The sequence below is a fragment of the Amycolatopsis sp. MJM2582 genome, assembly GCF_000754115.1.
In the GTDB taxonomy this organism is placed as follows: domain Bacteria; phylum Actinomycetota; class Actinomycetes; order Mycobacteriales; family Pseudonocardiaceae; genus Amycolatopsis; species Amycolatopsis japonica.
In genome coordinates this window covers 914,987-935,227 of sequence record NZ_JPLW01000001.1, presented here as the reverse complement: position 1 = coordinate 935,227, position 20,241 = coordinate 914,987, and the positions used below count along the sequence as shown (strand labels likewise).

Annotated in this window: 28 protein-coding genes; 18 read left to right on the top strand and 10 right to left on the bottom strand. The window is 68.2% G+C overall.

What is annotated here, in order from left to right; genetic code table 11:
• Positions 1–4 precede the first annotated feature (4 nt).
• Positions 5–832 carry an HNH endonuclease gene (locus ED92_RS41785; protein WP_162836883.1) on the top strand — a complete coding sequence of 276 codons (828 nt, stop codon included), beginning with the start codon at positions 5–7 and terminating at the stop codon, positions 830–832.
• A gap of 45 nt (positions 833–877) precedes the next feature.
• On the opposite strand, the gene ED92_RS04625 is transcribed toward ED92_RS41785, so the two are convergent.
• Entirely contained in the window at positions 878–2,116 is a 1,239-nt protein-coding gene (locus tag ED92_RS04625) for a DNA cytosine methyltransferase (protein WP_037333298.1), read from the bottom strand.
• 87 nt (positions 2,117–2,203) lie between these two features.
• Between ED92_RS04625 and ED92_RS41780 the strand changes: the two genes are divergently transcribed.
• The gene (locus tag ED92_RS41780; RefSeq protein ID WP_369797372.1) at positions 2,204–2,698 is read left to right on the top strand and encodes a very short patch repair endonuclease; all 495 of its coding nucleotides are present in this window, start codon (positions 2,204–2,206) and stop codon (positions 2,696–2,698) included.
• Between the two features lie 9 nt (positions 2,699–2,707).
• Here the strand turns inward: ED92_RS41780 and ED92_RS04620 are convergent, their stop codons facing one another.
• Entirely contained in the window at positions 2,708–3,265 is a 558-nt protein-coding gene (locus tag ED92_RS04620) for a TetR family transcriptional regulator (RefSeq protein ID WP_037333296.1), read from the bottom strand.
• 47 nt (positions 3,266–3,312) lie between these two features.
• Between ED92_RS04620 and ED92_RS04615 the strand changes: the two genes are divergently transcribed.
• A complete protein-coding gene (locus tag ED92_RS04615) occupies positions 3,313–3,981 on the top strand; it encodes an SDR family NAD(P)-dependent oxidoreductase (protein ID WP_081975698.1) in 669 nt (222 codons plus the stop codon).
• A 4-nt stretch (positions 3,982–3,985) separates the two neighbouring features.
• Entirely contained in the window at positions 3,986–4,879 is an 894-nt protein-coding gene (locus ED92_RS04610) for an SWIM zinc finger domain-containing protein (RefSeq protein ID WP_037333294.1), read from the top strand.
• On the opposite strand, the gene ED92_RS04605 is transcribed toward ED92_RS04610, so the two are convergent.
• Positions 4,876–5,868 (bottom strand): tetratricopeptide repeat protein, encoded by a 993-nt coding sequence (locus ED92_RS04605; protein ID WP_037333290.1) that lies wholly within the window; start codon positions 5,866–5,868, stop codon positions 4,876–4,878. The two genes, ED92_RS04610 and ED92_RS04605, sit on opposite strands and share 4 nt — an antisense overlap.
• Before the next feature lie 178 nt (positions 5,869–6,046).
• Here ED92_RS04605 and ED92_RS04600 point away from each other — a divergent pair, with 178 nt between their 5' ends.
• Together ED92_RS04600 and ED92_RS04595 are read left to right on the top strand one after the other, a co-directional pair.
• Positions 6,047–6,694 carry an HNH endonuclease family protein gene (locus ED92_RS04600; protein ID WP_369797390.1) on the top strand — a complete coding sequence of 216 codons (648 nt, stop codon included), beginning with the start codon at positions 6,047–6,049 and terminating at the stop codon, positions 6,692–6,694.
• Between the two features lie 28 nt (positions 6,695–6,722).
• Positions 6,723–7,379 carry an alpha/beta hydrolase gene (locus ED92_RS04595; RefSeq protein WP_037333283.1) on the top strand — a complete coding sequence of 219 codons (657 nt, stop codon included), beginning with the start codon at positions 6,723–6,725 and terminating at the stop codon, positions 7,377–7,379.
• Here the strand turns inward: ED92_RS04595 and ED92_RS04590 are convergent.
• The gene (locus ED92_RS04590; RefSeq protein ID WP_037333280.1) at positions 7,357–7,992 is read right to left on the bottom strand and encodes a nitroreductase family protein; all 636 of its coding nucleotides are present in this window, start codon (positions 7,990–7,992) and stop codon (positions 7,357–7,359) included. The genes ED92_RS04595 and ED92_RS04590 overlap by 23 nt on opposite strands.
• A gap of 55 nt (positions 7,993–8,047) precedes the next feature.
• On the opposite strand from ED92_RS04590, the gene ED92_RS04585 reads away from it, so the two are divergent.
• Positions 8,048–8,524: a MarR family transcriptional regulator gene (locus ED92_RS04585; RefSeq protein ID WP_052120267.1), complete on the top strand. Its 477-nt coding sequence runs from the start codon at positions 8,048–8,050 to the stop codon at positions 8,522–8,524.
• On the opposite strand, the gene ED92_RS04580 is transcribed toward ED92_RS04585, so the two are convergent.
• From ED92_RS04580 to ED92_RS04570, 3 genes are all read right to left on the bottom strand, one after another.
• Positions 8,493–8,918 carry an ATP-binding protein gene (locus tag ED92_RS04580; RefSeq protein WP_037333278.1) on the bottom strand — a complete coding sequence of 142 codons (426 nt, stop codon included), beginning with the start codon at positions 8,916–8,918 and terminating at the stop codon, positions 8,493–8,495. The genes ED92_RS04585 and ED92_RS04580 overlap by 32 nt on opposite strands.
• A 77-nt stretch (positions 8,919–8,995) precedes the next feature.
• A complete protein-coding gene (locus tag ED92_RS04575; protein WP_037333276.1) occupies positions 8,996–9,769 on the bottom strand; it encodes a SigB/SigF/SigG family RNA polymerase sigma factor in 774 nt (257 codons plus the stop codon).
• Complete coding sequence (locus ED92_RS04570) at positions 9,766–10,182, bottom strand: anti-sigma factor (protein ID WP_037333273.1); 417 nt, start codon at positions 10,180–10,182, stop codon at positions 9,766–9,768. Before ED92_RS04570 ends, ED92_RS04575 begins: the two co-directional genes overlap by 4 nt.
• Positions 10,183–10,318: 136 nt before the next feature.
• Here ED92_RS04570 and ED92_RS04565 point away from each other — a divergent pair, with 136 nt between their 5' ends.
• The 5 genes from ED92_RS04565 (at position 10,319) to ED92_RS41775 (ending at position 13,021) form a co-directional block, all read left to right on the top strand.
• Positions 10,319–10,627, top strand: coding sequence for a WhiB family transcriptional regulator (locus ED92_RS04565; protein WP_037315146.1), 309 nt, complete (start codon positions 10,319–10,321; stop codon positions 10,625–10,627).
• A gap of 214 nt (positions 10,628–10,841) precedes the next feature.
• Complete coding sequence (locus ED92_RS04560) at positions 10,842–11,195, top strand: STAS domain-containing protein (RefSeq protein WP_016330770.1); 354 nt, start codon at positions 10,842–10,844, stop codon at positions 11,193–11,195.
• A gap of 54 nt (positions 11,196–11,249) precedes the next feature.
• Positions 11,250–12,035: a metal-dependent hydrolase gene (locus tag ED92_RS04555; protein WP_037336001.1), complete on the top strand. Its 786-nt coding sequence runs from the start codon at positions 11,250–11,252 to the stop codon at positions 12,033–12,035.
• A gap of 63 nt (positions 12,036–12,098) precedes the next feature.
• Complete coding sequence (locus tag ED92_RS04550; protein WP_037333271.1) at positions 12,099–12,656, top strand: TetR/AcrR family transcriptional regulator; 558 nt, start codon at positions 12,099–12,101, stop codon at positions 12,654–12,656.
• A 53-nt stretch (positions 12,657–12,709) separates the two neighbouring features.
• Positions 12,710–13,021 carry a hypothetical protein gene (locus ED92_RS41775; protein WP_081975697.1) on the top strand — a complete coding sequence of 104 codons (312 nt, stop codon included), beginning with the start codon at positions 12,710–12,712 and terminating at the stop codon, positions 13,019–13,021.
• A gap of 51 nt (positions 13,022–13,072) precedes the next feature.
• On the opposite strand, the gene ED92_RS04540 is transcribed toward ED92_RS41775, so the two are convergent.
• Positions 13,073–14,710, bottom strand: a complete 1,638-nt coding sequence (locus ED92_RS04540) for an ABC transporter permease (protein ID WP_052120265.1) — start codon at positions 14,708–14,710, stop codon at positions 13,073–13,075.
• The gene (locus ED92_RS04535; RefSeq protein ID WP_037333264.1) at positions 14,707–15,603 is read right to left on the bottom strand and encodes an ABC transporter ATP-binding protein; all 897 of its coding nucleotides are present in this window, start codon (positions 15,601–15,603) and stop codon (positions 14,707–14,709) included. The genes ED92_RS04540 and ED92_RS04535 overlap by 4 nt, the downstream gene beginning before the upstream one ends.
• Before the next feature lie 94 nt (positions 15,604–15,697).
• Between ED92_RS04535 and ED92_RS04530 the strand changes: the two genes are divergently transcribed.
• On the top strand, positions 15,698–16,201 hold the full coding sequence (locus ED92_RS04530) for a GbsR/MarR family transcriptional regulator (protein ID WP_037333262.1): 504 nt from the start codon (positions 15,698–15,700) through the stop codon (positions 16,199–16,201).
• 164 nt (positions 16,202–16,365) lie between these two features.
• Here ED92_RS04530 and ED92_RS04525 read toward each other — a convergent pair whose 3' ends face one another.
• Complete coding sequence (locus ED92_RS04525; RefSeq protein WP_037333259.1) at positions 16,366–16,965, bottom strand: TetR/AcrR family transcriptional regulator; 600 nt, start codon at positions 16,963–16,965, stop codon at positions 16,366–16,368.
• A gap of 96 nt (positions 16,966–17,061) precedes the next feature.
• Between ED92_RS04525 and ED92_RS04520 the strand changes: the two genes are divergently transcribed.
• The 5 genes from ED92_RS04520 (at position 17,062) to ED92_RS04505 (ending at position 20,204) form a co-directional block, all read left to right on the top strand.
• On the top strand, positions 17,062–17,694 hold the full coding sequence (locus tag ED92_RS04520) for an NAD(P)-dependent oxidoreductase (protein WP_037333255.1): 633 nt from the start codon (positions 17,062–17,064) through the stop codon (positions 17,692–17,694).
• Positions 17,695–17,779: 85 nt separating this feature from the next.
• Complete coding sequence (locus ED92_RS04515; RefSeq protein ID WP_037333253.1) at positions 17,780–18,505, top strand: SGNH/GDSL hydrolase family protein; 726 nt, start codon at positions 17,780–17,782, stop codon at positions 18,503–18,505.
• A gap of 116 nt (positions 18,506–18,621) precedes the next feature.
• The gene (locus ED92_RS42965) at positions 18,622–18,792 is read left to right on the top strand and encodes a hypothetical protein (protein WP_162836882.1); all 171 of its coding nucleotides are present in this window, start codon (positions 18,622–18,624) and stop codon (positions 18,790–18,792) included.
• Positions 18,793–19,122: 330 nt separating this feature from the next.
• Positions 19,123–19,728, top strand: a complete 606-nt coding sequence (locus ED92_RS04510) for an RNA polymerase sigma factor (protein ID WP_007030724.1) — start codon at positions 19,123–19,125, stop codon at positions 19,726–19,728.
• Positions 19,725–20,204: a hypothetical protein gene (locus ED92_RS04505; RefSeq protein WP_037333250.1), complete on the top strand. Its 480-nt coding sequence runs from the start codon at positions 19,725–19,727 to the stop codon at positions 20,202–20,204. Before ED92_RS04510 ends, ED92_RS04505 begins: the two co-directional genes overlap by 4 nt.
• The last annotated feature ends 37 nt before the right edge of the window (positions 20,205–20,241 follow it).

Genomic DNA, 20,241 nt, shown 5'->3' with positions numbered 1-20,241 from the left:
CATCGTGCCGGAGAAGAAGCGCGTCCTGCCGAAGCCAGGATCACCGGAACTGTCAGTTCTTGCTACGGAGTCGCACCGGGTGCTTTACAAGTTCTTGTATGAACGCAGGAACGATCCTCCGACCATGCGTGAAATCCGCGCACACGTCGCCGATGTCCTGGGCGAGGCCCTGTCGCAAACTGATCGCCGGGTGCGTGACCTGCGCGATCACTTCGAGGTTCTCGCTGTTCGGTCTGGGGCCGAACATCGCTACCGGCTTGAAGGCTGGTCGAAGGTCAAGAAGGCCGGATCCAGGAAGGCTCTGAGCAGACGGGTCAGGGCCGAGGTGCTCTCGCCCAAGCGTTGTGCTCAGTGCGGGAGAACTCCACTGGACCATGGAGTGGTGCTTGATGTCGACCACAAGGTTCCTCGCGAGTGGGGTGGAAACGATGAACTGGATAACCTCCAGCCGCTGTGCGTCGAGTGCAACTCAGGGAAGAAGGACTTCTACGCCACCTATGATGCGTACGCCGCGGAGATCAGGGCCGCTTCCGCTCATGTGGAGCCGCATGGGCGGATCGGCGAACTGCTCAAAGCGTTTCGAGGCGACTGGGCACCGTCGAGTTTGATTGGTGTTGTGGCGTCGATGCAGCAGTACCAGGAGGACTGGCAGCGGCGGCTTCGTGAACTTCGCTTGCTGGGATGGAAGATCTCATCCAAAAAGGAGAGAGACCCCATCACCGGACGTATCAATACCTGGTACCGGGCCGAGGCTTGGACTCCTTGGCCCAGCGGAACGATCCGGGCCGAAGTCGACCGGCTTGCTCCTTACACGAAGCGCGGACGGAGTTGAACGCAGGTCAGGCCCTCCTCCACAGGGGGTGGGCCTGACCTGATATCAGCTGATCTTCGCGCGGTGCTTCAGAAACAGGTCATGCCTGTCGTGATCTTCCTGTCCCACGAAGGCCTTGAAGTTGCCGAGTTTGTAAGCGGTTTTCGTGCCATTGATAGCGATCTCGACCTCGAAGTCGCGGCTGAGCAAGCCGATCCTGCGTTCGAGCTCGGCCGGGTCGTCGAGGCCAGCTGTCTTCATGAGACGTTCCGGGGTGATGAAGTCACTGGCTGACCGAAGAGCTGTGTACACCGGATCTTGTTCTGTAGCTGCTACTTGCTTTTCTGGTGCATCATGCTCGAGCGCCTTGAAGATCGCTTCACCGACTGCTTGCGCGACAGGGGGCGGGAAGGCGTTTCCGATTTGGCGGTACCTGGAAGTCTTGCGGCCCGTGAACTCCCAGGGGTACTCCTCGGTCCAGCCCTGGATGCGCGCGACCATCTCGGTGGTCAATTTCGGAATGAAGTCGAAGGGATGGTCAGGCGTCGGGGGAGCGTCCGCGACGCCAAGGGCGTCCACTCCCATCTCGGCCCAGGCGCGTTTCGCCCGTGTGGGGCCCAGGTCGGCCCCGCCGTGCTTCTTGGAACCACCGACAATCGTGGGCGCGATCTTGTTCGCCTTCTTGGACCAGGCTTCGGCGCCCTGCCAGCCATCAGCCGCCATGAGGTCGACCAGGAGCTCTCCCACCGTCGGCGGGGGCCCTGCATGCTTCGGCCAATGGAAGTAGGGAGCGTCTTCGGCTTTGAGTGCGACGAGGATGAAGCGTGGCCGGAGCTGTGCGACACCGAAATCTGACGCTTGTAGTAGCCGCCATTCGGCGACGTACCCGAGTTCGGCAAGGCGGTCGAGCACGTGCTGACGGTAACCAGCGAACCGCGGCATGCTCAGTCCGCGAACGTTTTCGAGCATCAACGCGCGAGGCTGGACAACGGTGACTTGTTCCACGGCCCAGGCGAAAAGATCGCGCTCGTCGTTCGCGCCGAGTTGCTTGCCCGCGATCGAAAATGGAGGGCATGGCACTCCGCCGGCGAGGAGGGACACACCCTCGTAGTCGGAGGGTTGCCAGTTCTCTGTATCGGCGACGTCGCCCTCTGCGACCTTCCAGCTGGACCTGTTGGCTCGAAGCGTGTTGCAGGCGTGTGTGTCGAGTTCGACGGCAAGGGCGTGCTCGAACCCTGCCTTCTCGAGGCCCAGGGCTTGTCCACCGGCGCCTGCGCAGATCTCGACCACATCGTGTGTGCTCATCGATGCTCCTCTCTATCTGCGCGGGTGGGCGGTCTGCCGGTATCTTGCCTCACGCGGGACGCAGAGTTGTGATTGGTCTGGTGGTTGGTGAACGTGTCGGAGAGTGATCGTGCTGAGCCGGACCCGCGCGAGGCTGAGCGGCGTCGATCTCCCGCGCCTCTGAACGCTGGACGCTCGCGCAACATGAAGGCGAATCGGCGGTCTGATACCAAACCCGAGGTCGAGCTGCGTCAGGCATTGCATCGGCTCGGCTATCGCTACCGCAAGGATCATCGACTCGACTTGCCGGCTGGCGTTCGAGTGCGGCCTGACATCGTGTTCACGCGGCGTAAGATCGCGGTCTTTGTCGATGGATGCTTTTGGCACGTTTGCCCGGAGCATGGACGTGAGCCCACTCGAAACGAGTGGTACTGGACTCCGAAGTTACGACGGAACATCGAACGCGATCGCCTGGCTGACGCGGCACTTGCCGATGCTGGATGGCGGGTCGTGCGTATCTGGGAGCACGAAGACGTACAAGGGGCGGTGGACAGGGTACGCGAGGTCATCGAACATGGGTTCGATGTTATTGATGGGGTCTGACACTTTCTGTTAGTTCCCGAACACGCTGGTCAGCGTCTCGCGGATCAACCCCGCCAGATCCGCCTCCCCGTCCGTCTCCGCCCACCGCAGCAGCGCGACATGCGCCGCCCCAAGGCACGCCATAGCCGTAGCCCGCACCCGAAACTCCTCCTCGGGAGAACAACCGACAGCGGCCACGATCGCATCCGCCGTCGCGTACTGGCTGTCCAGATGCCGTGCCCGCAGCGCCGGCACCGAGATCATTAGCCGCAGCCGCGCCAGCAGGAACGCCTTCTCCGACGAAGACCCGTGAGCGGCCGTTTCCGAGAGCGCGTGTCCGATCCGGGCGGGCAAGGGCCCCGGAGGCGCGGCAGCGACGGCCGAAGCGGTCACGGGGTCGTATTCGTCGTAGAGGACCAGGTCCTCCTTCGTCGGGAAGTGCCGGTAGACCGTCATCGCCGAGACGCCGGCGGCCGCGGCGACGTCGGCGACGGTGGTCGCGTCGTAGCCGACGTCGGTGAAGAGGCGGATGGCGTGCGTCTGGACAGCGAGCCGGGTTTCGGCGCGCTGGCGGTCTCGGAGGTTCACGTGGTAGACACTATCAAAGTGTTAGTCACTAACATCTGGGGCGAGCGATGAAGACGGCATTGGTGACCGGGGCCTCGCGGGGGATCGGGGCGGCGATCGCGCGGCGGCTCGAAGAGGACGGCATCGAAGTCCTGAGACACGACAGCACCAAGGGTGACTTGTCGACCATGGACGGAGTCGACAAAGCCCTGGAGGGCATCGACAGTCTGGACATCCTGGTCAACAACGCGGCGGCCGCACCGGGAGGGCCGATCGAGACCGACACGCCCGAGGGCTTCGACCACCTAATGGCGGTGAACGTGAAGGCGCCGTACTTCCTCATCCAGCGGGCGCCGCTGAACGACGGCGGCCGCATCGTCAACATCTCGTCGGTCGCCACCAGGATGGCCAACCCCGCGCAGACGTCCTTCGCGATGACCAAGGGCGCGCTCGAGACGATGAGCCGCACCCTCGCCCACCAGTTCGGGCCGCGCGGCATCACGGTCAACGTCGTCGCGCCGGGCGCCACCAGGACCGCGGACAACGGCCGGATCTTCACGCCGGAGCTGGAGGCCGCCATAAAGACGCTCACCGCGCAGCGAAGGCTCGGCACCGCGGAGGACATCGCGGACGTCGTCGCGTTCCTCGTGTCCGACGACGCCCGGTGGGTGACCGGGCAGGTCCTCGACGCGAGCGGTGGGTTGTTCCTCGGTCCTCCGGGCCAAGGCGCAGAATAGGCCGGTGACGTGGTTCAGCGAGGACGAACTCCGCAGGCAAGCCGGTGACGTCTCGTTCGCGCGCGGCGCCAAGTACCTGGAGTCGGTCGAGACGCTGGACGACGTCGCGGGCGGGGTGACGGCCGTGGTCAGCGGCACCGACCGGTACACGGTCCGGTTGCGCAACGTCGACGGCGAGCTGGTCGGCGAGTGCTCGTGCCCGCACGCGGCGGACGGCTTCTTCTGCAAGCACTGCGTGGCCGTCGGGCTGCTGGTCCTGGAGGGGGTGGCAGACGGCGGCGCGGCCGACATCCGCGGGTACGTCGAGACGCTCGACCGCGAGGAGCTGGTCGAACTGCTCGTCGGGCACGCGAACGAGGATCCGGTCCTGTTCCGCAAACTCTCGCTCAAGGCGGGCCGCGGCGACCTCGACGCGTTGCGCCGCCATGTCGAGGGAACGTTGCGGTTGCGCGGTTTCGTCGGCTTCCAGGGCACGGTCGCGTACACCGAGAAGGTGCGCGAGGTGCTCGCCACCGCCAGGGAACTCATGGACGGACCGTTGCTGTGCCGCGTCATCGAGCTGGTCGTGGAGGCGCTGGACTTCGTCGAGGACTCCTTCGGCGTGCTCGGCTCCGAGGTGTCGGGCGCGCTCGCGCTGTACGCGGAAGCCTGCGCGGACACGCCGCCGGAGCCCAAGGAGCTCGCGGAGTGGTTGCTACGGCTGGATCTCGACGGTTCCGGCCGCGTCGACGTGAACATCGCGGACTTCACCGCGGGCCTCGGTTTCGAGGGGCTCGCGGTGTTCCGCGCCGGCGTCGAGGAGCGGTGGCGGCTCGACGACGGCGAGGACCCGTATCGCAGCCGCAAGCTCCAGCGGCTGCGCGAGGGGTTCGCGGCGATGCGGAACTGGCAGGCCTAGTACCGCTGCCGGTTGCGGTACAGCTCCTCCAGATCCCGTAGGCCCGCCTGGTCGCCGGTGTCGGCGGCCGCGCGGAACCAGTGTTCGGCCTCCTGGAAGTTGCCGTGGTCGGCGGCCAGCCTGCCGAGGTTGGTGTACGCGGGAACGCTGCCGAGTTCCGCGGCCTTCCGGTACCAGGCGGTGGCCTCACCGGGGTCGTTCCGGTCGTTGGCCAGCACGCCGAGGTTCGTCATCGCGGCGGCGTCGCCTCGTTTGGCGGCCTTGAGATACCAGCGTTCGGCGGCGTCGAGTTCGCCGCGGCGATGCAGCACCAGGCCGAGGCGGACGGCGGCGTCGGGGGCACCGGCGGCCGCGGCCGCGTGGAAACAGCTTTCGGCGCGCGTGAGGTCGCCTCGTTGCTGCGCCTGATGGCCGAGTTTGATCAGCGACGCCGCGTCGGCCTCTTCGCTCGCCTTGCGCCACCAGGGATCCGCTTCGGACGTCCGGCCGGTGTCGCACAGCACCGCGCCGAGCGTGATCATGCCTTCGACGTTGCCCGCCTCGGCGGCCTCGCCCGCCCAGTATTCGGCTTCCTCGAGATCGCCACCGCGGTGTCTCGACCGCGCGAGTTCCGCCATCGCCTCGACGCGGCCTTCGGCGGCGGCCCGGCGCCACCAGTCCTCCGCCGCCTCCCGATCCCCTCGGCGCGCACAGAGATTTCCCAGATGCGACATGGCCTGCGAATCACCGGCGGTCGCGGCTTCGCGGTACCAGCGTTCGGCCTGTTCCGGTACGCCGCGCTCGTTCAGGAGATGCGCCAGGTTGCCCATCGCGACCCTGTCCCCGCCCTCGGCGGCCTTGCGGAACCACGTCTCGGCCCCGTCGAGATCACCACGCTCCAGCGCGGTGGATCCCATCCGTGCCATGGCGATCACGTGCCCGCGTTCCGCGGCCTTCCGGTTCAGATAGTCGTCGACCCGGGTGTTCCACTTACGTTTTTCGGCGCCCACAAGCCCGCTCCTTCCGGCAGCGTCCCTGGGGTAGTCGCTGCTCAAGGCCCCGATGTGACAACAACTACCGGGTGTCATCGCCGTGTCGCGCCCGGTTTCCCCGCGCCGCGCGGCGATACTTGGCGCTCCCCATCCCCCCGTCGAGAGGAACCGCGCGGTGGCCACGCGTACCAGCCAGATGACCACTGCTCAGCGGTTGCTCCTGCTGATCACGCTCGCCGCCGTCGTGCTCGCGGTGTTCTGGTTCGTGAGCGGCAAGGGCGACGCGCTGCAGCCGAAGCCCGCGAACCCGGCGAGCGCGGCGGACGCGCGCAAGCAGCTGGACGAGCTCACCGTCGCCCCGCGCGGCTCGATGGACGGCTACGACCGCAAGAAGTACCCGCACTGGGACAACCAGGGGAACAACTGCAACACCCGCGAGTTCGTGCTCAAACGCGACGGCAAGGACGTCAAGACCGGTTCCGACTGCGCCCCGACCTCCGGCAGCTGGACGAGCATCTACGACGGCGAGACCTGGACGAAGCCGACCGACGTCGACATCGACCACATGGTGCCGCTCGCGCAAAGCTGGGTCAGCGGCGCGAAATCGTGGACCGACGAGAAGCGGCGCCAGTTCGCGAACGACCTGACCCGGCCGCAGCTGTTCGCCGTCACCGACAACGTCAACCAGGAGAAGAGCGACAAGGCGCCGGACCAGTGGAAGCCGCCGCTCGTCTCGTTCTGGTGCACCTACGCCACCGACTGGATCACCGTGAAGCACTACTACGGCCTCACGATCACGACAGCGGAGAAGAGCGCACTCAGCGACATGCTCGGTCGTTGCTGATCAGCCCGGTTTCGGGTTGGCTGGGGACATGGCGACCTTCGTACTGATCCACGGCGGTGGCGGCAGCGCCTGGGACTTCCACCTCCTCGAGGCGGAACTGACCGGGCGCGGGCACGACGTCGTCGCGGTCGACCTGCCGATCGACGACGAAAAGGCGGGCTTCCCGGAACACGTGGAAGCCGTCGTGAACGCCATCGGCGATCGCGGGGACCTGGTCGTGCTCGGCCATTCCTATGGGGGCTTCACCGCGCCGCTGGTGGCCGAGAAGCTTTCACCGCGGCTTCTCGTGATGCTGACGCCGATGGTCCCGAAGCCGGGCGAGTCACCGGGGGACTGGTGGGGCAACACGGGTTTCAAGTCCGACGAAAGCCTCAGCGAAGAAGAGCAGTTCTACAACGGCGTCCCCGCAGACATCGTCGCGGAGGCGGGCTCGCACGCCCGGAACCAGGTCAGCGCCGAATGGGGACAGCCGTGGCCGCTGGACAAGTGGCCGGACGTCCCGACGAAGGTGCTCATCGCGCGTGAAGACCGCTTCTTCCCGCCCGAGTTCCAACGCCGGGTCGTCCAGGACAGGCTCGGTTTCGCCCCTGACGAGATCGACGGCTCGCACTCCGTGCCCTTGAGTCACCCCAAGGAACTCGCGGACCGCTTGGAGTCCTACCTCACCAGCGATCCAGCCGCATGACCTCTTCCAGCGGCTGACGCGCGGCGGGCTTGAACGTGTCGCCGGTGTAGAACGCCGTCGGGATGAGCGCGGCCTGGTGCACGTTCTCGGGCAGGCCGAGGATCTCCGCGGCCTCCTTCTCGTACGCGAGGTGCAGCGTGGTCCACGCCGTGCCGAGCGTGACCGCCCGCGCCGCGAGCATGTAGCTCCACACCGCCGGCAGCAGGTTCCCCCACAGCCCGGCCTGGTTCCCGGCGGGCAGGTCCGCGCTGTCGGTCTCCAGGCACGGGATGACGTGCACGGGCACTTCGCCCATCTTGTCGGCCAGGTACTCGACGCTGGAGCCGACGCGTTTCTGCACCTTCGAGCGCTGGGGGTCGTCCGCGAACAGCTTTCCCGCAGCCCGAGGGGAATCCAGGTACTCGCGGCACGCCCGCTGGTAGAGCTTCCCGAGCTCGGCCCGCTGCCCGGGATCGGTGATCACCAGCCAGTGCCAGCGCTGGGTGTTCGACCCGCTCGGCGCCTGCAGCGCGACCTGCAGGGCGTGTTTGACCAGTTCGAGAGGCACCGGCCGGGTCAGGTCCAGTCGTTTGCGGACGGTCCGGGTGGTCGTCAGCAGCTCTTCGGGCGTCATCTCAGAAGTATGTCGTTATGATCCGCTGGTGGGGAGGCCGCCGCGCGAACGAGGGATGGGCACTTTGCTCAGGCACGTCCTCGACGTGACCGAAGCGGACGTCTCCGCGTTCTTCGAGGACATCGGGCTGGGGGACTACCGGCCGCGGTTCACGCCGTTCGTCCGCGCGATCGTCGCGCACGGGCCGCTGCCCATCCGCGACCTCGCCGCCGAAGTCGGCGTCACCCATTCCGCGGCCAGCCAGACCATCGCGCAAATGGCGCGTCAGGACCTCGTCTCGCTCCGGCCGGGGACGGACGCCCGCCAAAGGATCGTCTCGCTGACCGAGAAGACACTCGGCCTGATGCCGACGCTCGAAGCGGAATGGGCGGCGACCAGCGCCGCGGCCGCCCAGCTGGAAGCCGAACTGCCGTACCCGCTCAGGGAGGTGCTGGTCGCCGCCGTCGAAGCGTTGGAGCGGAAATCGCTCCGCGAGCGCATCGCCGAGACGGACGCCGCGCTCAAGCTGAAGCGTCGGCTCGAGCAAGACTGAACACGGCCCAGACGTACTTGCCGCCCGAGCAGAGCTCGTGTCCCCAGTCGTCGGCCAAGGCGTGCACCAGCTGAAGACCGCGGCTGCGCGCCGCCATCGGCGACGGCTCCTTCAGCTTCGGCCGGTTCGTACCGGAGTCGAAGACCCGCAGGGTGAGCCTTCCGTCGGAGTACTCGACTTCGAGCCTGTCCGGCTTCTCTCCGTGCTCGAAGGCGTTCGTGACAAGCTCGGAGGTGGCCAAGAGGACGTCGTCGACTTCCGGCCCGTCGAGGCCGAGGTTCCCGAGAGTCGTCCGCACGGCCTGTCGCGCGACGGCGGGTGCCGTCACATCGACCGGCAGGGGCAGGGAGACCACCGGCAACGAGCCCTCCGATCGCGTCTTGGACATCGTCATGGTTCCGCACCTCCCCTCACGAGAGACTCCCAGATCCGCTGTTCGCCTCCCTGATACCCACAAGGGCCGAGGTCGAATCAGACTCCGTCGGTGAGTTCCGTCTCGGTCAATCCTTCACGCAGTTTCTTGAGCGTGGCGGCCAGCAGCCTTGACACCTGCATCTGGGAAACGCCGACCCGGCGCGCGATATCCGACTGGCTCATCCCGGACCCGAACCGCAGCGCGACGATCTTGCGTTCGCGATCGGGCAGCCGTTCCAGCATCGGCCGTAGCGCTTCCCGCAGCTCCGCCTGGCTCAGATTGGCGTCCGCCTCGCCGAAGCGGGTGTGCGCCGAGTTCTCCAGGAGGTTGTCCAGCGAGGCCCCATAGCGGCCTTGGCCTGCCCGGAGCCCCTCGTAGACCTCGTCGATCGGGACGCCGAGATGCGCGGCGATCTCACTGGGTTTCGGCGCGCGCGAGAGCCGGACGGTGAGCTCCTCGCGCACGGCCGAGATGTTCGCGTTCAGCTCCTTGAGCCGCCGCGGCACCCGGACCGACCAGCTGTTGTCACGGAAGTGATGCCGCAGCTCGCCGGAGATGGTGGGGACCGCGAAGGCCAGGAAGTCGCTGCCCTGACCGGGATCGAACCGGTCGACGGCATGGATCAGCCCGATCGTCGCGATCTGGACCAGATCCTCCATCGACTCGTCCCGGTTGCGGAACTTGCGCGCCAGATTGCGCGCGAGTTCTAGGTGCGCGCGCACCAGCTCGTCCCGCAGCGCCTCGCGCTCCGGGGCGTCCGGGGGCAGCGCACACATGCGCTCGAACAGGACCGGGACATCCGCGCCGTCTTGCCCGACGGGTTCGGTCACGGCCGGGCCGCCTCGCTCTCCCGGACGAGTTCCACCCTGGACAGGTAGCCGCCGTCGGCCGGGGTGACACTCCGCCGCGCGGACGTCGCGAGCGCGGTGAGCAGCTGCCAGGACAGACCGGTCTCGTCGTCGGGTTCCGGGGAGTCCGAAAGCACCGAGACGGTCACCTCGATCCGCCCGTCCTTCCACGAGAAGACGCAGGTCAGATGGCCGTCGGCGGCCGAAGGGAGAAGCATGGAGCACGCCTCGTCCACCGCCATCCGGAGGTCTTCGACGGCGTCCAGATCGAAGTCCTGGCGCATCGCGATATCCGCGACGATCGTACGGAGGGTGGGTACCACGTGCGGTACCGCGGCCGTGCGTACCTCGATGAGTTGAGCGCCCTCCCCGCCGGGCGGGGTGTTGTCCACCACGTGTGTTCCTCTCTCGAGCTGCGCTGCCGCTCCGTCAGATGCCCTGGGTGTGAGCAAACCAAACCCACGTTTGAGCCGTGCAGGGGGCGGGCATGTAACCGGCGACAAACGATCTCCTTGGAAGGCGGGGACCGACATGGCTGACGTGAGCCGGCTGCCGAACGTGGTGGCGGAAGAGTGGGACTGGCAGCTCCGTGGGTCGTGCCGAGGCGCGGACAGCAGCTTGTTCTTCCACACGGACAACGAACGCGGTTCCGCCCGTGAGCGGCGCGAATCGCGCGCCAAGGCGATCTGCCAGACCTGCCCCGTGCTGGCGCAGTGCCGCAAGCACGCCCTCGCGGTGCAGGAGCCGTACGGCATCTGGGGTGGCCTCGGTGAGATCGAGCGTCGCGAGCTGTTCCTTCGTGAACGCCGCGCCGGGCGCAAGGCCTTGACCGCGCATTGAGCGCGCCCCGGCCACCGGTCGGCGACGCGCACGACGGCGATCGTGGCGCCCCGTCCGTACTGGGTTAGGGTTGGGACTGTCGTTGCGGGGACAGCCACGCCTACCCGCCGAAGAAGAGCGTGCGTCCGTGTCCGGACTGGGCGCGGCCGTCGCTTGAGACCACAGGCGCGTTCCGGCGCTGAGCGTCGGTTCTCACCTGATGAGGAGAATGTGCATGCCCGCAGCGGACCAGAACACCACGCCGCCCGGTTTCAGCATCACGCTGGACGCCGACGCGTCTGAACCGCGTGTGGTGGTGACCGGTGAGCTCGACCTGCTGACGAGCCCGCAGCTTCAGGAGACCCTCGGGGCCCTGATCACGGACAAACCGTCCGGCCGGGTGGTCGCCGACCTGACCGGCGTGACCTTCTTCGACTCCTCGGCGCTGAACGTGGTGCTCCAGGCGCAGCGCCAGGCCGCCGAGAAGGCGGTCGAGCTCGAACTGGTGCCCAGCCCCCAGGTGAGCCGCGTGATCGAGCTCACCGGCGTCGCCGAACACCTCAGCGTGTCGGAGGAGCCCCCCGCCTGATCCCCCGCTACGGTCGTGGGCTCGTGATCCGCGACACCTGGGGGCAGCAAGATGATGGGGCGGACGCATGCCCTGACGGGGTGGTGCGCGGGCCTCGCGCTCGCGCCCGCCGTCGGAGCGGGCACGGTGCACCAAGCGGTCGTCTTCGCCGCGACCACGGCGGGTTTCGCCCTCCTTCCCGACCTCGACCATCCGGGCGCTCGCGCGTCGAAGCTGCTCGGCTGGTTCACCGGCGCGATCTCATGGGTACTTCGCCGCGTTTCGGCGGGGCTCTACGCGCTGACCAAGGGGCCTCGGGACGAGAAGGTCACCGGTAAGCACCGCCATCTCTCGCACACCGTCCTGTTCGCCGTCGGCCTTGGTTTCCTGACCTCCTGGGGGACCACCGAGGGCGGGCCTTGGGCCGTGTTCGGCGTCGTCGTGCTCGGCCTGCTGCTCGCGGAAGGCGCGCTGGGCGACTGGCTCCTGCCGGTCAGCGGCGCCGCCGTCGGCTGGTGGGTGTGGACCGCCCCGCCGGACAAGGCGGCGCAGCTCGCGGAGATCTCCGGCTGGCTCGGCATCGCCGTCGCGGCCGGGTGTTTCGTGCACTGCCTCGGTGACGCGCTGACCGAATCCGGCTGCCCGTTCCTGTTCCCGATCCCGATCGCGGGCGAGACCTGGTACGAGATCCGGCCGCCGAAACCGCTGCGGTTCCGCACCGGCAAGAAGGTGGAGAACCGGCTGATCTTCCCGGTGTTCGCGGTCGCTGCGGTGGTGCTGATCCCGGGTGTCTGGGAGTACCTCTTCACCACGGTCCAAGGGCTGCTCACACCGGACGGGACGCAGACCGCGGTCCAGTGAGGAATGCCCTCGTCGCCGCCGGCGTTGAATCGGAACGCCGGACCCGGTTGAGGAGGGGGAACAGTGGACAAGCCCGTGCTGCGCGCCGACGCGCGCCGCAACCGAGCGAAGGTGCTCGCGGCCGCCGAAGAGGCCTTCGCCGTCGACGGCCTCGCCGTCCCCCTCGACGAGATCGCCCGCATGGCCGGTGTCGGCGCGGGTACCGTCTACCGGCATTTCCCCAGTAAGGAAGCGCTCTTCCAGGCCGTCGTCGTGGACCGTCTCGAACAGTTCGCGCGGGAAGCCCGCGACCTGCTGACCGCCGAAGACCCCGGCGAAGCGTTCTTCGACTTCTTCAGACGCGTCGTCCATCAGGCGTCCCGTAACCGGGCCCTCTGCGACGCGCTCGCCGAGACGACCGGGCTGGGTTTCAAGGCGAGCGCGGGCGACGATTTCCGCTCGGCGACGCAGGCGCTGCTGACCCGGGCACAGGCCGCGGGCGCGGTGCGTGAGGACATCGACGGCGACGACCTGCGCGCCCTGATCGCCGGGTGTCTCGCCGCCGAACGGTACTCACTCGAAGAGCGGCATCTCGTGCGGATCATTGTCGACGGTTTGCGCACGCTACGTAACAAAACGTAAGATCAACGCGAGTAGTCCCCGTACCTGCGCTTCGCATGGCGAGGGGGTGCCGGATGTCGAGTCAGGGTTCCGTCACGGTCGCGGCCATCGCGGGTCTCGCGACCGGGCTGCTCGTCGCCGCGCTCCTGGTCGCCAGCCGTGAGCCACAGCCCCGCGTCTACGAAGTCGGCACGACCCCGTCCCCGACCTCGACGTCCCGTTCGGTCGGGCCGGTCACGGTGACCGTGCCGGGGAGCGCCCCGGAGCCGCTCGTCATCACGCGGACCAGCACGCCGGCGCCGCGCACGGTGACCAGGACCGTGACGCCCTCACCCACCTCGACGGCGCTGCCGCCTTCGGCCACCACCGGGTTCCGAAGCGACTGAGGACCGTGAAGGCCGCCCCCGATGAACGGCCTCCACGGTCATCCCCTGTGGCTAGCCGATGTCGCGACGCCGCCAGCCCATGAGCCCGGCCACGAGCGCGACCACGGCGACCCCGGTCAGCCAGACCAGCGGTGTCGCGGTGAACTCCGCGGCGGGCAGCTTCGGAACATGCGAGAACGGTGAGGCGTCCACGATCGCCTGCGGCAGGTTCAGCACCGGGCCGAACAGGCTGAGCAGCAACGCCAGCCCGGCGATCGCCCACGCCGCCGTCGTGAACTTCGGCGCCAGGCCGAAGAGGGTCACGGCGAGCCCGGTGATCACCCACACCGCCGGAAGCTGCGCCAGCGACGCGACCACCATGTCGCCGACCGCGTCGCCGACCCCGCCGGACCGCATCCCGTTCGACAGTCCCAAGAGGACACCGCTGACGACCATCATCAGCGCGGTGCCGCCGAACGCGAACACGAGATGGCTCCCCAGCAGCCGCATCCTGCCCACGCCCGTCGCGAGCAGCGGCTCGACCCGCACCGCGGTCTCCTCGGTGCGCAGTCGCAACGCGGCCTGCACCCCGTAGAGCGCGATGACCATGGCGAACAGTCCGGTCATCGCCGCCATGAAGGCGTCGACCAGCCCGTCCGTGCCGCCGAGACGCTGGAAGATCTCCTTCGCCTGCTGGCTTTCCCCGACGACGTCGCCGATCCCGCTCGCGACCGAGCCGAACACCGCGGCGCAGACCGCCGTGCCGATCAGCCAGCCGAGCAACGGACCCCGGTGCAGCCGCCACGCCAGCGCGAACGGGCTGCGCAGCGACGCCGCGGCTTCGGCGGGGCCGGGACGCGGCGGGATGATGCCGGTGCCGACGTCGCGTCGCGGGAGGAGCGCGTAACCGATCGCGCCGACGACCCCGGTCGCGGCCAGTGGCAGCAAGAACACCCACCAGCGTTCGTCGGCGAACGGCCGGATCCGCTGTGCCCACCCGATCGGGGAAAGCCAGGAGACCCAGGTCGCGTCCGAGGTCGAGTCACCGACGGCGCGCAGCAGGAACGCGACCCCGACGGCGGTGGCGCCGATCCCGTTGGCCGTCCGCGAGTATTCGGCCACCTGGACGGCGACCGCGGCGACCGCAGTGAAGACCAGACCGGTCGCCGCGGTGGCGGCGCCGAGCGCGAGCGACCCTTCGACGGGCAGCTTCGCGCCGATCATCAGCCCGGTCTCGACGAGTCCGATGAGGACACTCGCCCCGGCCGACACCAGCACACCCGCGGTCAGCAGGGCGTACCGGCCGACCACCGCGGAGGCCAGCAGTTCCGCGCGGCCCGAGTCCTCCTCGGCCCTGGTGTGGCGGGTGACGGTGAAGACCGCCATCAGCCCGATGACCAGGGCGAGGAAACCGCCGAGCCGCCACGCGGTGAACCCGCCCGCGGTCGAGAGGTCGAAGGCCGGGCCGTAGATCAGCGACAGGGACGGGTTCGCGCCCATGCTTGCGGTGAGCCCGGCCCGTTCGGCGGCCGTCGGGTACAGGGTTTCGAACGTGCCCGACGACGTCGAGGGCATGATCCCGAGCAGGACGATCCAGATCGGCAGGACGATCCGGTCCCGCCGCAGCGCCAGCCGGGTGAGCTGCCAGGTGCCGACCAGTCCGTGCGCCGGTCCGGAAACGACGGCCGGGCGCTCCAGCGTCGCGGTCATTTCGCGCTCGCTTCGGTGGTGTAGTGGCGGAGGAACAGCTCCTCCAGCGTCGGCGGCTGGCTGGCCAGGCTGCGGACGCCGACCTGGGTGAGCTGCCGCAGCGCTTCGTCGAGGGAACGGGTTTCGACGTCGAAGCGGACCCGGTTGCCCTCGACCTTGAGGTCGTGGATGTTCTGGAGTTCGGTGAGCCCGTTCGGAGGTCCGGCGAGTTCGGCCGAGATCGACGTCCTGGTGAGGTGCCGGAGCTCGGCGAGCGTGCCGGTCTCGACGGTGCGCCCGTTGCGGATGATGCTGACCTTGTCGCAGAGCGCCTCGACCTCGGCCAGGATGTGGCTCGACAGCAGCACCGTGCGGCCCTGCTCGCGCTCCTCCTGGATCGCGTACTGGAAGGTGGCCTCCATCAGCGGGTCGAGACCGGAGGTCGGCTCGTCGAGGATCAGCAGGTCCACGTGCGAAGCCAGCGCGGCCACGATCGCGACCTTCTGCCGGTTGCCCTTGGAGTAGGTGCGCCCCTTCTTCTTGGGGTCGAGGTCGAAACGTTCGACGAGATCCTTGCGGCGGCGCTGATCGAGCCCGCCCCGCAGCCGCCCCAGCAGATCGATCACCTCGCCGCCGGAGAGGTTGGGCCAGAGGTTCACGTCGCCGGGGACGTAGGCGAGGCGCCGGTGCAGGCTCGCCGCGTCCTTCCACGGGTCGCCGCCGAGCAGGCGGACGTCGCCCGAGTCCGCGTGGAGCAGACCGAGCAGGACCCGGACGGTGGTCGACTTCCCCGCGCCGTTCGGGCCGAGGAAGCCGTGCACCTCCCCCACGGGTACCCGCAGGTCGAGGCCGTCCAAAGCCTTGGTCCGGCCGAAGGATTTGTGGAGGCCGGAGATGGAGATGGCGTTTTCCATGAAGCTGAAGGTACAGTGATTTCACGAAGTTGTGAAGTTAAGAAAACGTATGGATGGTGTGATCACTCTGGGGGAAGTGAGAGAGGATGTGCCCATGACGACGACGCCTGAGAGTGCTTCGAGCACGCAGAGAGACGAGGACGCCGTCCGCCGTTACGTGGAGCACCTGGGCCTCACGCTCTCCCAGATCGGGATGCAGCGGATGCCCGCCAGGGTGTTCGCCGCGTTGATGACCACCGACGCGGGCCGTCTCACCGCGGCCGAGCTGGCCGACCAGCTGTCGGTGAGCCCCGCCGCGATCTCGGGGGCCGTGCGGTACCTGGAGCAGATCGGGCTGGTCGCCAAGGAACGCGAGCCCGGCTCGCGCCGCGACCACTACCGGCTCTTCGACGACCTCTGGTACGCCACCTTCATGAAACGCGACCGCATGATCACCATGTGGCGCGACGCGGCCGACGAGGGCGTTTCGGCGCTGGGGCCGGACACGCCGGCGGGTGAGCGGGTCGCCGAGATGCGCGACTTCCTGAGCTTCATGATCAAGGAGCTCAACGACATGTACGCGAAGTGGCACGAGATGCGGGCCGAGAAGGGCAAGTAGGTCATCGGGCCTCGTGAGTGGTGAGGGCGGCTAGACACTCGGTTGTCGCCGAGTGTTGCGAAAGCCACTTTCGCCACGTTGAAGGTTGCGAAAGTGGCTTTCGCAACACGCCCCCAGAACCTTCGCGGACCGAAGCCTAGGACGGGTAGAACCGTCCTGAACACTCACGAGGCCACCGCGACCAGGAGTGTCGCCGCGAGCCGTTCCGCCCATTCGTCCAGCTCCTCCGTGGACGGTTCGCGGTCCTCGAAGGACGCCAGGAACGCGTACTGGAAGCACGCCCCGAGCAGCAGTGACGCCGCCGCGTCCAGATCCGCGTCCTCGCGGATCCTGCCGAGCCGGGCCTCTTTCCGCAGGTACTCGGCGACGCGCACGAGCGGGACGTCCGGCCCGCGGTCCCGGCTCAGGACCCGTTCCCGGTGGGTCGCGAGCAACTCCCGTGACGAGAACAGCGACACCGCGATCGGGAAGCTCTCCAGGTAGAACGACAGCGTGATCCGCGCCAGCCGGGCGAGGTTCGTCGCGAGCGGGGTGTCCGACGGTGTCCCCGTGGTGTCCATCAGCTCGTCCAAGGTCGACCCGAGCGCGGGCAGCCGCTCGGTGAGCACGCTCGTGAAGATCTCGGTCTTGTCCTTGAAGTGCTTGTACAGCAACGCCTCGGAGTAGCCAGCCGCCTGCGCGATGGCCTTCGTCGTGGCATGCGCGTAGCCCTGCTCGCGCATCACCTTCGCCGCCGCGGCGACGATCTCCTCGCGGCTTCCCATGTTCGCTCCTGAGGGCTTCTCAGCGTTCGCTCGACAAGTGGTTAGTGAACACTCACCATAGTGGGTGAGTGTTCACTAACCCAGGAAGGCGTGACCATGAAGCTCACTGTTCTCGGTGCCACGGGCGGGGTCGGTTCCGAAGTCGTCAAGCAGGCGTTGGCCGCCGGCCACCACGTCACCGCGGTCGTCCGCGACCCGTCCCGGCTGGACGTCGAAGGAGACCTGCTGGAAGTGGTCGTCGCGCAGCTGTCCGAGCACGGCGCGCTGACCGAGGCGGTGGCCGGGCGCGACGCGGTGATCTCCGCCCTCGGCGCCCGCGACCGCAACCCGACGACCATCGTCACCGACGGGGCCCGCGCCGCCGTCGCCGCGCTCGGCTCGGCGGGTGTCCGGCGGCTGCTGCTGGTGAGCGCCAGCGGCCCGTTCGTCGACGGCGACACCTTCTTCACCAGGAACGTCGTCAAGCCGATCCTGGGCAGGATCCTCCGGCACGCGTTCACGGACATGATCGCCGCCGAGCGGATCGTGCGCGCGAGCGACCTCGACTGGACGATCGTGCGTCCGCCGCGTCTGCTGAACGGGCCGCACACCGGCGAGATCGCCGCCCGCACCGACGGCAACGTCCGCGGGAGCTACAGCATCAACCGCGCCGACGTCGCCGATTACCTGCTCCGCGCGGCCGCGGACGACTCTCTCGTCCGCCAGACGGTCTCGATCGCCCACGGCTGACCTCCCGCATTTAGTCCTCTCGATGCGGTTGTTGCGTGCGCAACGATCGCGTTCAGAGGACGAAACGCGGCAGTAAGGTCGCGAGGTGATCAGCCGTGCGGTGGTGCTCGCCCCGATCCTGCTCGCGCAAGCCGTCCGGGTGCGCCGTACGACACCAAGGCTGCCCGGTGCCGCGGGGCCGGTCACCGGCCTGGTGGCCGGCGACGGCGACCCGGTGCGGCTCGCGGTGCTCGGCGAGTCCACTGTGGACGGGGTCGGCGCGGCGACACACGCCGAGGCGCTGACTGGGCGGCTCGCGGAGGAACTCGCGCGGGACGGCCGCGCGGTCGCCTGGCAGGCACTCGGCCGGACCGGCGCCAACGCCCGTGTGGTGCGCGAGGACCTGCTGCCGCTGCTCGAACCCGCCGACCTCGTCGTGATCGCGCTCGGCGTCAACGACACGATCGAACTGCATTCGGCCACGCGCTACCGGCGTGACCTGCTCGACCTGATCGTCGCACTGCGACGTCGCGTGGGACGGGTCCCGGTGGTGCTGGCCGGTGTGCCGCCGATGGGCCGGTTCCCCTCGCTGCCGCGTCCGCTGCGGGACGTCCTCGGCGCGCGGTCGGCCGTCCTCGACGCCGCGGCCGCCCGGCTGGCCTTGCTGCCCGGCGTCGTCCACGTCCCGATGCCCGCCGCGATGCTGGACCCCGCGACCTTCGCCGAGGACCGTTTCCACCCCGGTCCCGAGGGCTATTGGCGCTGGGCCGGGCAACTCGCGGACGTGAGCCGTCGGCTACTCAGCGACACCTTTTCGGGCCAAAAGCGCTGATCAGGTCACTCGCTTGCCACAGATTAAGAAATTTCCATGAAAAAGCTGGCTCTGCGTGTATCTGGTGGCAGCCTCGTTGCGTCCTATGGAGCAGTCGAGGAAATGAGGGACACCCGATGACGACCGAGACCAACACCGCGCCCGTCGACGACGAGGCCACGGCCACCGAAGACCTCGAAGAGACGACCCCGAAGTCGAAGCCGATCACGGCGCCGGTCCCGCCCCGACCCGGCACGAGTCCGGACGGCAACTACGACCCGCACAGCACGAATCCGACGGTGAACTGACTCAACACAGACAGGTGATGTCCGGAGGCCGAGGGGGCCTCCGGGCATTGCCTCCGGGTGCTCCTTCGGGGGAGGGGGACGCCCGGACGCGGGCCCGTTGGGGAGCGGGCCCGGGGGGAGGGAAAAAAGGACCGGCCGGTGCGCAGTCCACACCTACTCGCGCCGGCCGGTGCCTTTGTCCTCCGCCCACGCCGAGGGGGACGACCGAAACTCGACAAAAAAGTTAGTGACTTGATGTATCCCAGAGCCTCTTGCACGCTCCTTCTCCCCGAAGGGCCCGCGATACTGCCAGCGCCGACACGAAGACACGTCCGAAGTGGGGCAGATACGGTGACCGACGTGCAAACGACCGAGGTAGACCCGCCATGGGAAGGACTGACCGGTGCCGACCTGCATGCCGCCTGCATGCGCGCGGCGCGGGCCGGTGACCGCCAGGCGATGGACAGACTTGTGCACGAGCTGACCCCGCTCGTGTGGCATGTCGCGCGCGCGAACGGGCTCGACCGCCTGACCGCCGAGGACGTGGTCCAAACGGTGTGGCTCGCGCTCTTCAGCCAGCTCGAAAAACTTCGTGACCCCAAAGCGCTCGCCGCCTGGTTGATCACCACCACCAGGCGCGAGGCACAGCATCCCTTCGGCCGCCGCGCTCAGCCCGTCCCGCTGACCGACGAGCTGGCCGAAAGCATGGAGAGCACCCATCCGGCCCCCGAAGAGGAAGCCGTCCGCGCCGACCGGGATCGCCGGGTCTGGCGCGCCTTCCTCCGCCTGCCGCACCGCTGTCAGCAGCTCCTTCGGCTGACCGTGCTCGCCGGGCGGGCCGAATACCAACTGGTCGCCGAAGCACTCCGGATGCCGCGCGGAAGTGTCGGCCCGACCAGGGGCCGTTGCCTCGAATCGATGCGCGACCTGCTGGCCCACGAAGGGGGAAGCCGATGAACGACCTCGGGACGCCGGGGGAGATGACCTCCCCGGGCGATGAGGAGTTGCTCGCCGATATCGGGCGCTTCATGGACGAACTGGACCCGCCGCCGGGAGACCTGGTGCAGCGGGTTCAATTCGCGCTCGCGCTCGAAAACCTCGACGTCGAGGTCGCCCGCTGGGAACGGATGGACGCCACGGCGGGCGTTCGCGGCAGCGACACCGGCACGATCACCTTCACCGTCAGCGATCTGACCGTGATGATCAACCTCACCAAGATCGGCAAGAAACACCGGATCGACGGCTGGCTCGTGCCCGCCGGCGAGTACGGAGTGGAGGTTCGCGTCGCCGAGCACGGGACGAGTTCCACCACCGCCGACGAGGGAGGCCGGTTCGTGCTGGACAACGTGCCCCAAGGGACGACCCAGATCGTGGTCCACCTCGGCGACGTGACCTGTCGCCGGACCGTCGTGACCCCGACAGTGGTGCTCTGACCGGACGGCTGTTCCGTTATGCGGCGTGGGTGTGCTC

Excerpts from the sequence above, each read along its gene's own strand:
- ED92_RS04595 (WP_037333283.1), top strand. The coding sequence starts at position 6,723 with ATGGCGACCTTCGTACTGATCCACGGCGGTGGCGGCAGCGCCTGGGAC.
- ED92_RS04535 (WP_037333264.1), bottom strand. The coding sequence starts at position 15,603 with ATGGAAAACGCCATCTCCATCTCCGGCCTCCACAAATCCTTCGGCCGG.
- ED92_RS04560 (WP_016330770.1), top strand. The coding sequence starts at position 10,842 with ATGCCCGCAGCGGACCAGAACACCACGCCGCCCGGTTTCAGCATCACG.
- ED92_RS04580 (WP_037333278.1), bottom strand. The coding sequence starts at position 8,918 with ATGACGATGTCCAAGACGCGATCGGAGGGCTCGTTGCCGGTGGTCTCC.
- ED92_RS41775 (WP_081975697.1), top strand. The coding sequence starts at position 12,710 with ATGTCGAGTCAGGGTTCCGTCACGGTCGCGGCCATCGCGGGTCTCGCG.
- ED92_RS04520 (WP_037333255.1), top strand. The coding sequence starts at position 17,062 with ATGAAGCTCACTGTTCTCGGTGCCACGGGCGGGGTCGGTTCCGAAGTC.
- ED92_RS04585 (WP_052120267.1), top strand. The coding sequence starts at position 8,048 with ATGGGCACTTTGCTCAGGCACGTCCTCGACGTGACCGAAGCGGACGTC.
- ED92_RS42965 (WP_162836882.1), top strand. The coding sequence starts at position 18,622 with ATGACGACCGAGACCAACACCGCGCCCGTCGACGACGAGGCCACGGCC.
- ED92_RS04555 (WP_037336001.1), top strand. The coding sequence starts at position 11,250 with ATGGGGCGGACGCATGCCCTGACGGGGTGGTGCGCGGGCCTCGCGCTC.
- ED92_RS04565 (WP_037315146.1), top strand. The coding sequence starts at position 10,319 with ATGGCTGACGTGAGCCGGCTGCCGAACGTGGTGGCGGAAGAGTGGGAC.
- ED92_RS04590 (WP_037333280.1), bottom strand. The coding sequence starts at position 7,992 with ATGACGCCCGAAGAGCTGCTGACGACCACCCGGACCGTCCGCAAACGA.
- ED92_RS04625 (WP_037333298.1), bottom strand. The coding sequence starts at position 2,116 with ATGAGCACACACGATGTGGTCGAGATCTGCGCAGGCGCCGGTGGACAA.
- ED92_RS04525 (WP_037333259.1), bottom strand. The coding sequence starts at position 16,965 with ATGGGAAGCCGCGAGGAGATCGTCGCCGCGGCGGCGAAGGTGATGCGC.
- ED92_RS04600 (WP_369797390.1), top strand. The coding sequence starts at position 6,047 with ATGACCACTGCTCAGCGGTTGCTCCTGCTGATCACGCTCGCCGCCGTC.
- ED92_RS04505 (WP_037333250.1), top strand. The coding sequence starts at position 19,725 with ATGAACGACCTCGGGACGCCGGGGGAGATGACCTCCCCGGGCGATGAG.
- ED92_RS04615 (WP_081975698.1), top strand. The coding sequence starts at position 3,313 with ATGAAGACGGCATTGGTGACCGGGGCCTCGCGGGGGATCGGGGCGGCG.
- ED92_RS04540 (WP_052120265.1), bottom strand. The coding sequence starts at position 14,710 with ATGACCGCGACGCTGGAGCGCCCGGCCGTCGTTTCCGGACCGGCGCAC.
- ED92_RS04530 (WP_037333262.1), top strand. The coding sequence starts at position 15,698 with ATGACGACGACGCCTGAGAGTGCTTCGAGCACGCAGAGAGACGAGGAC.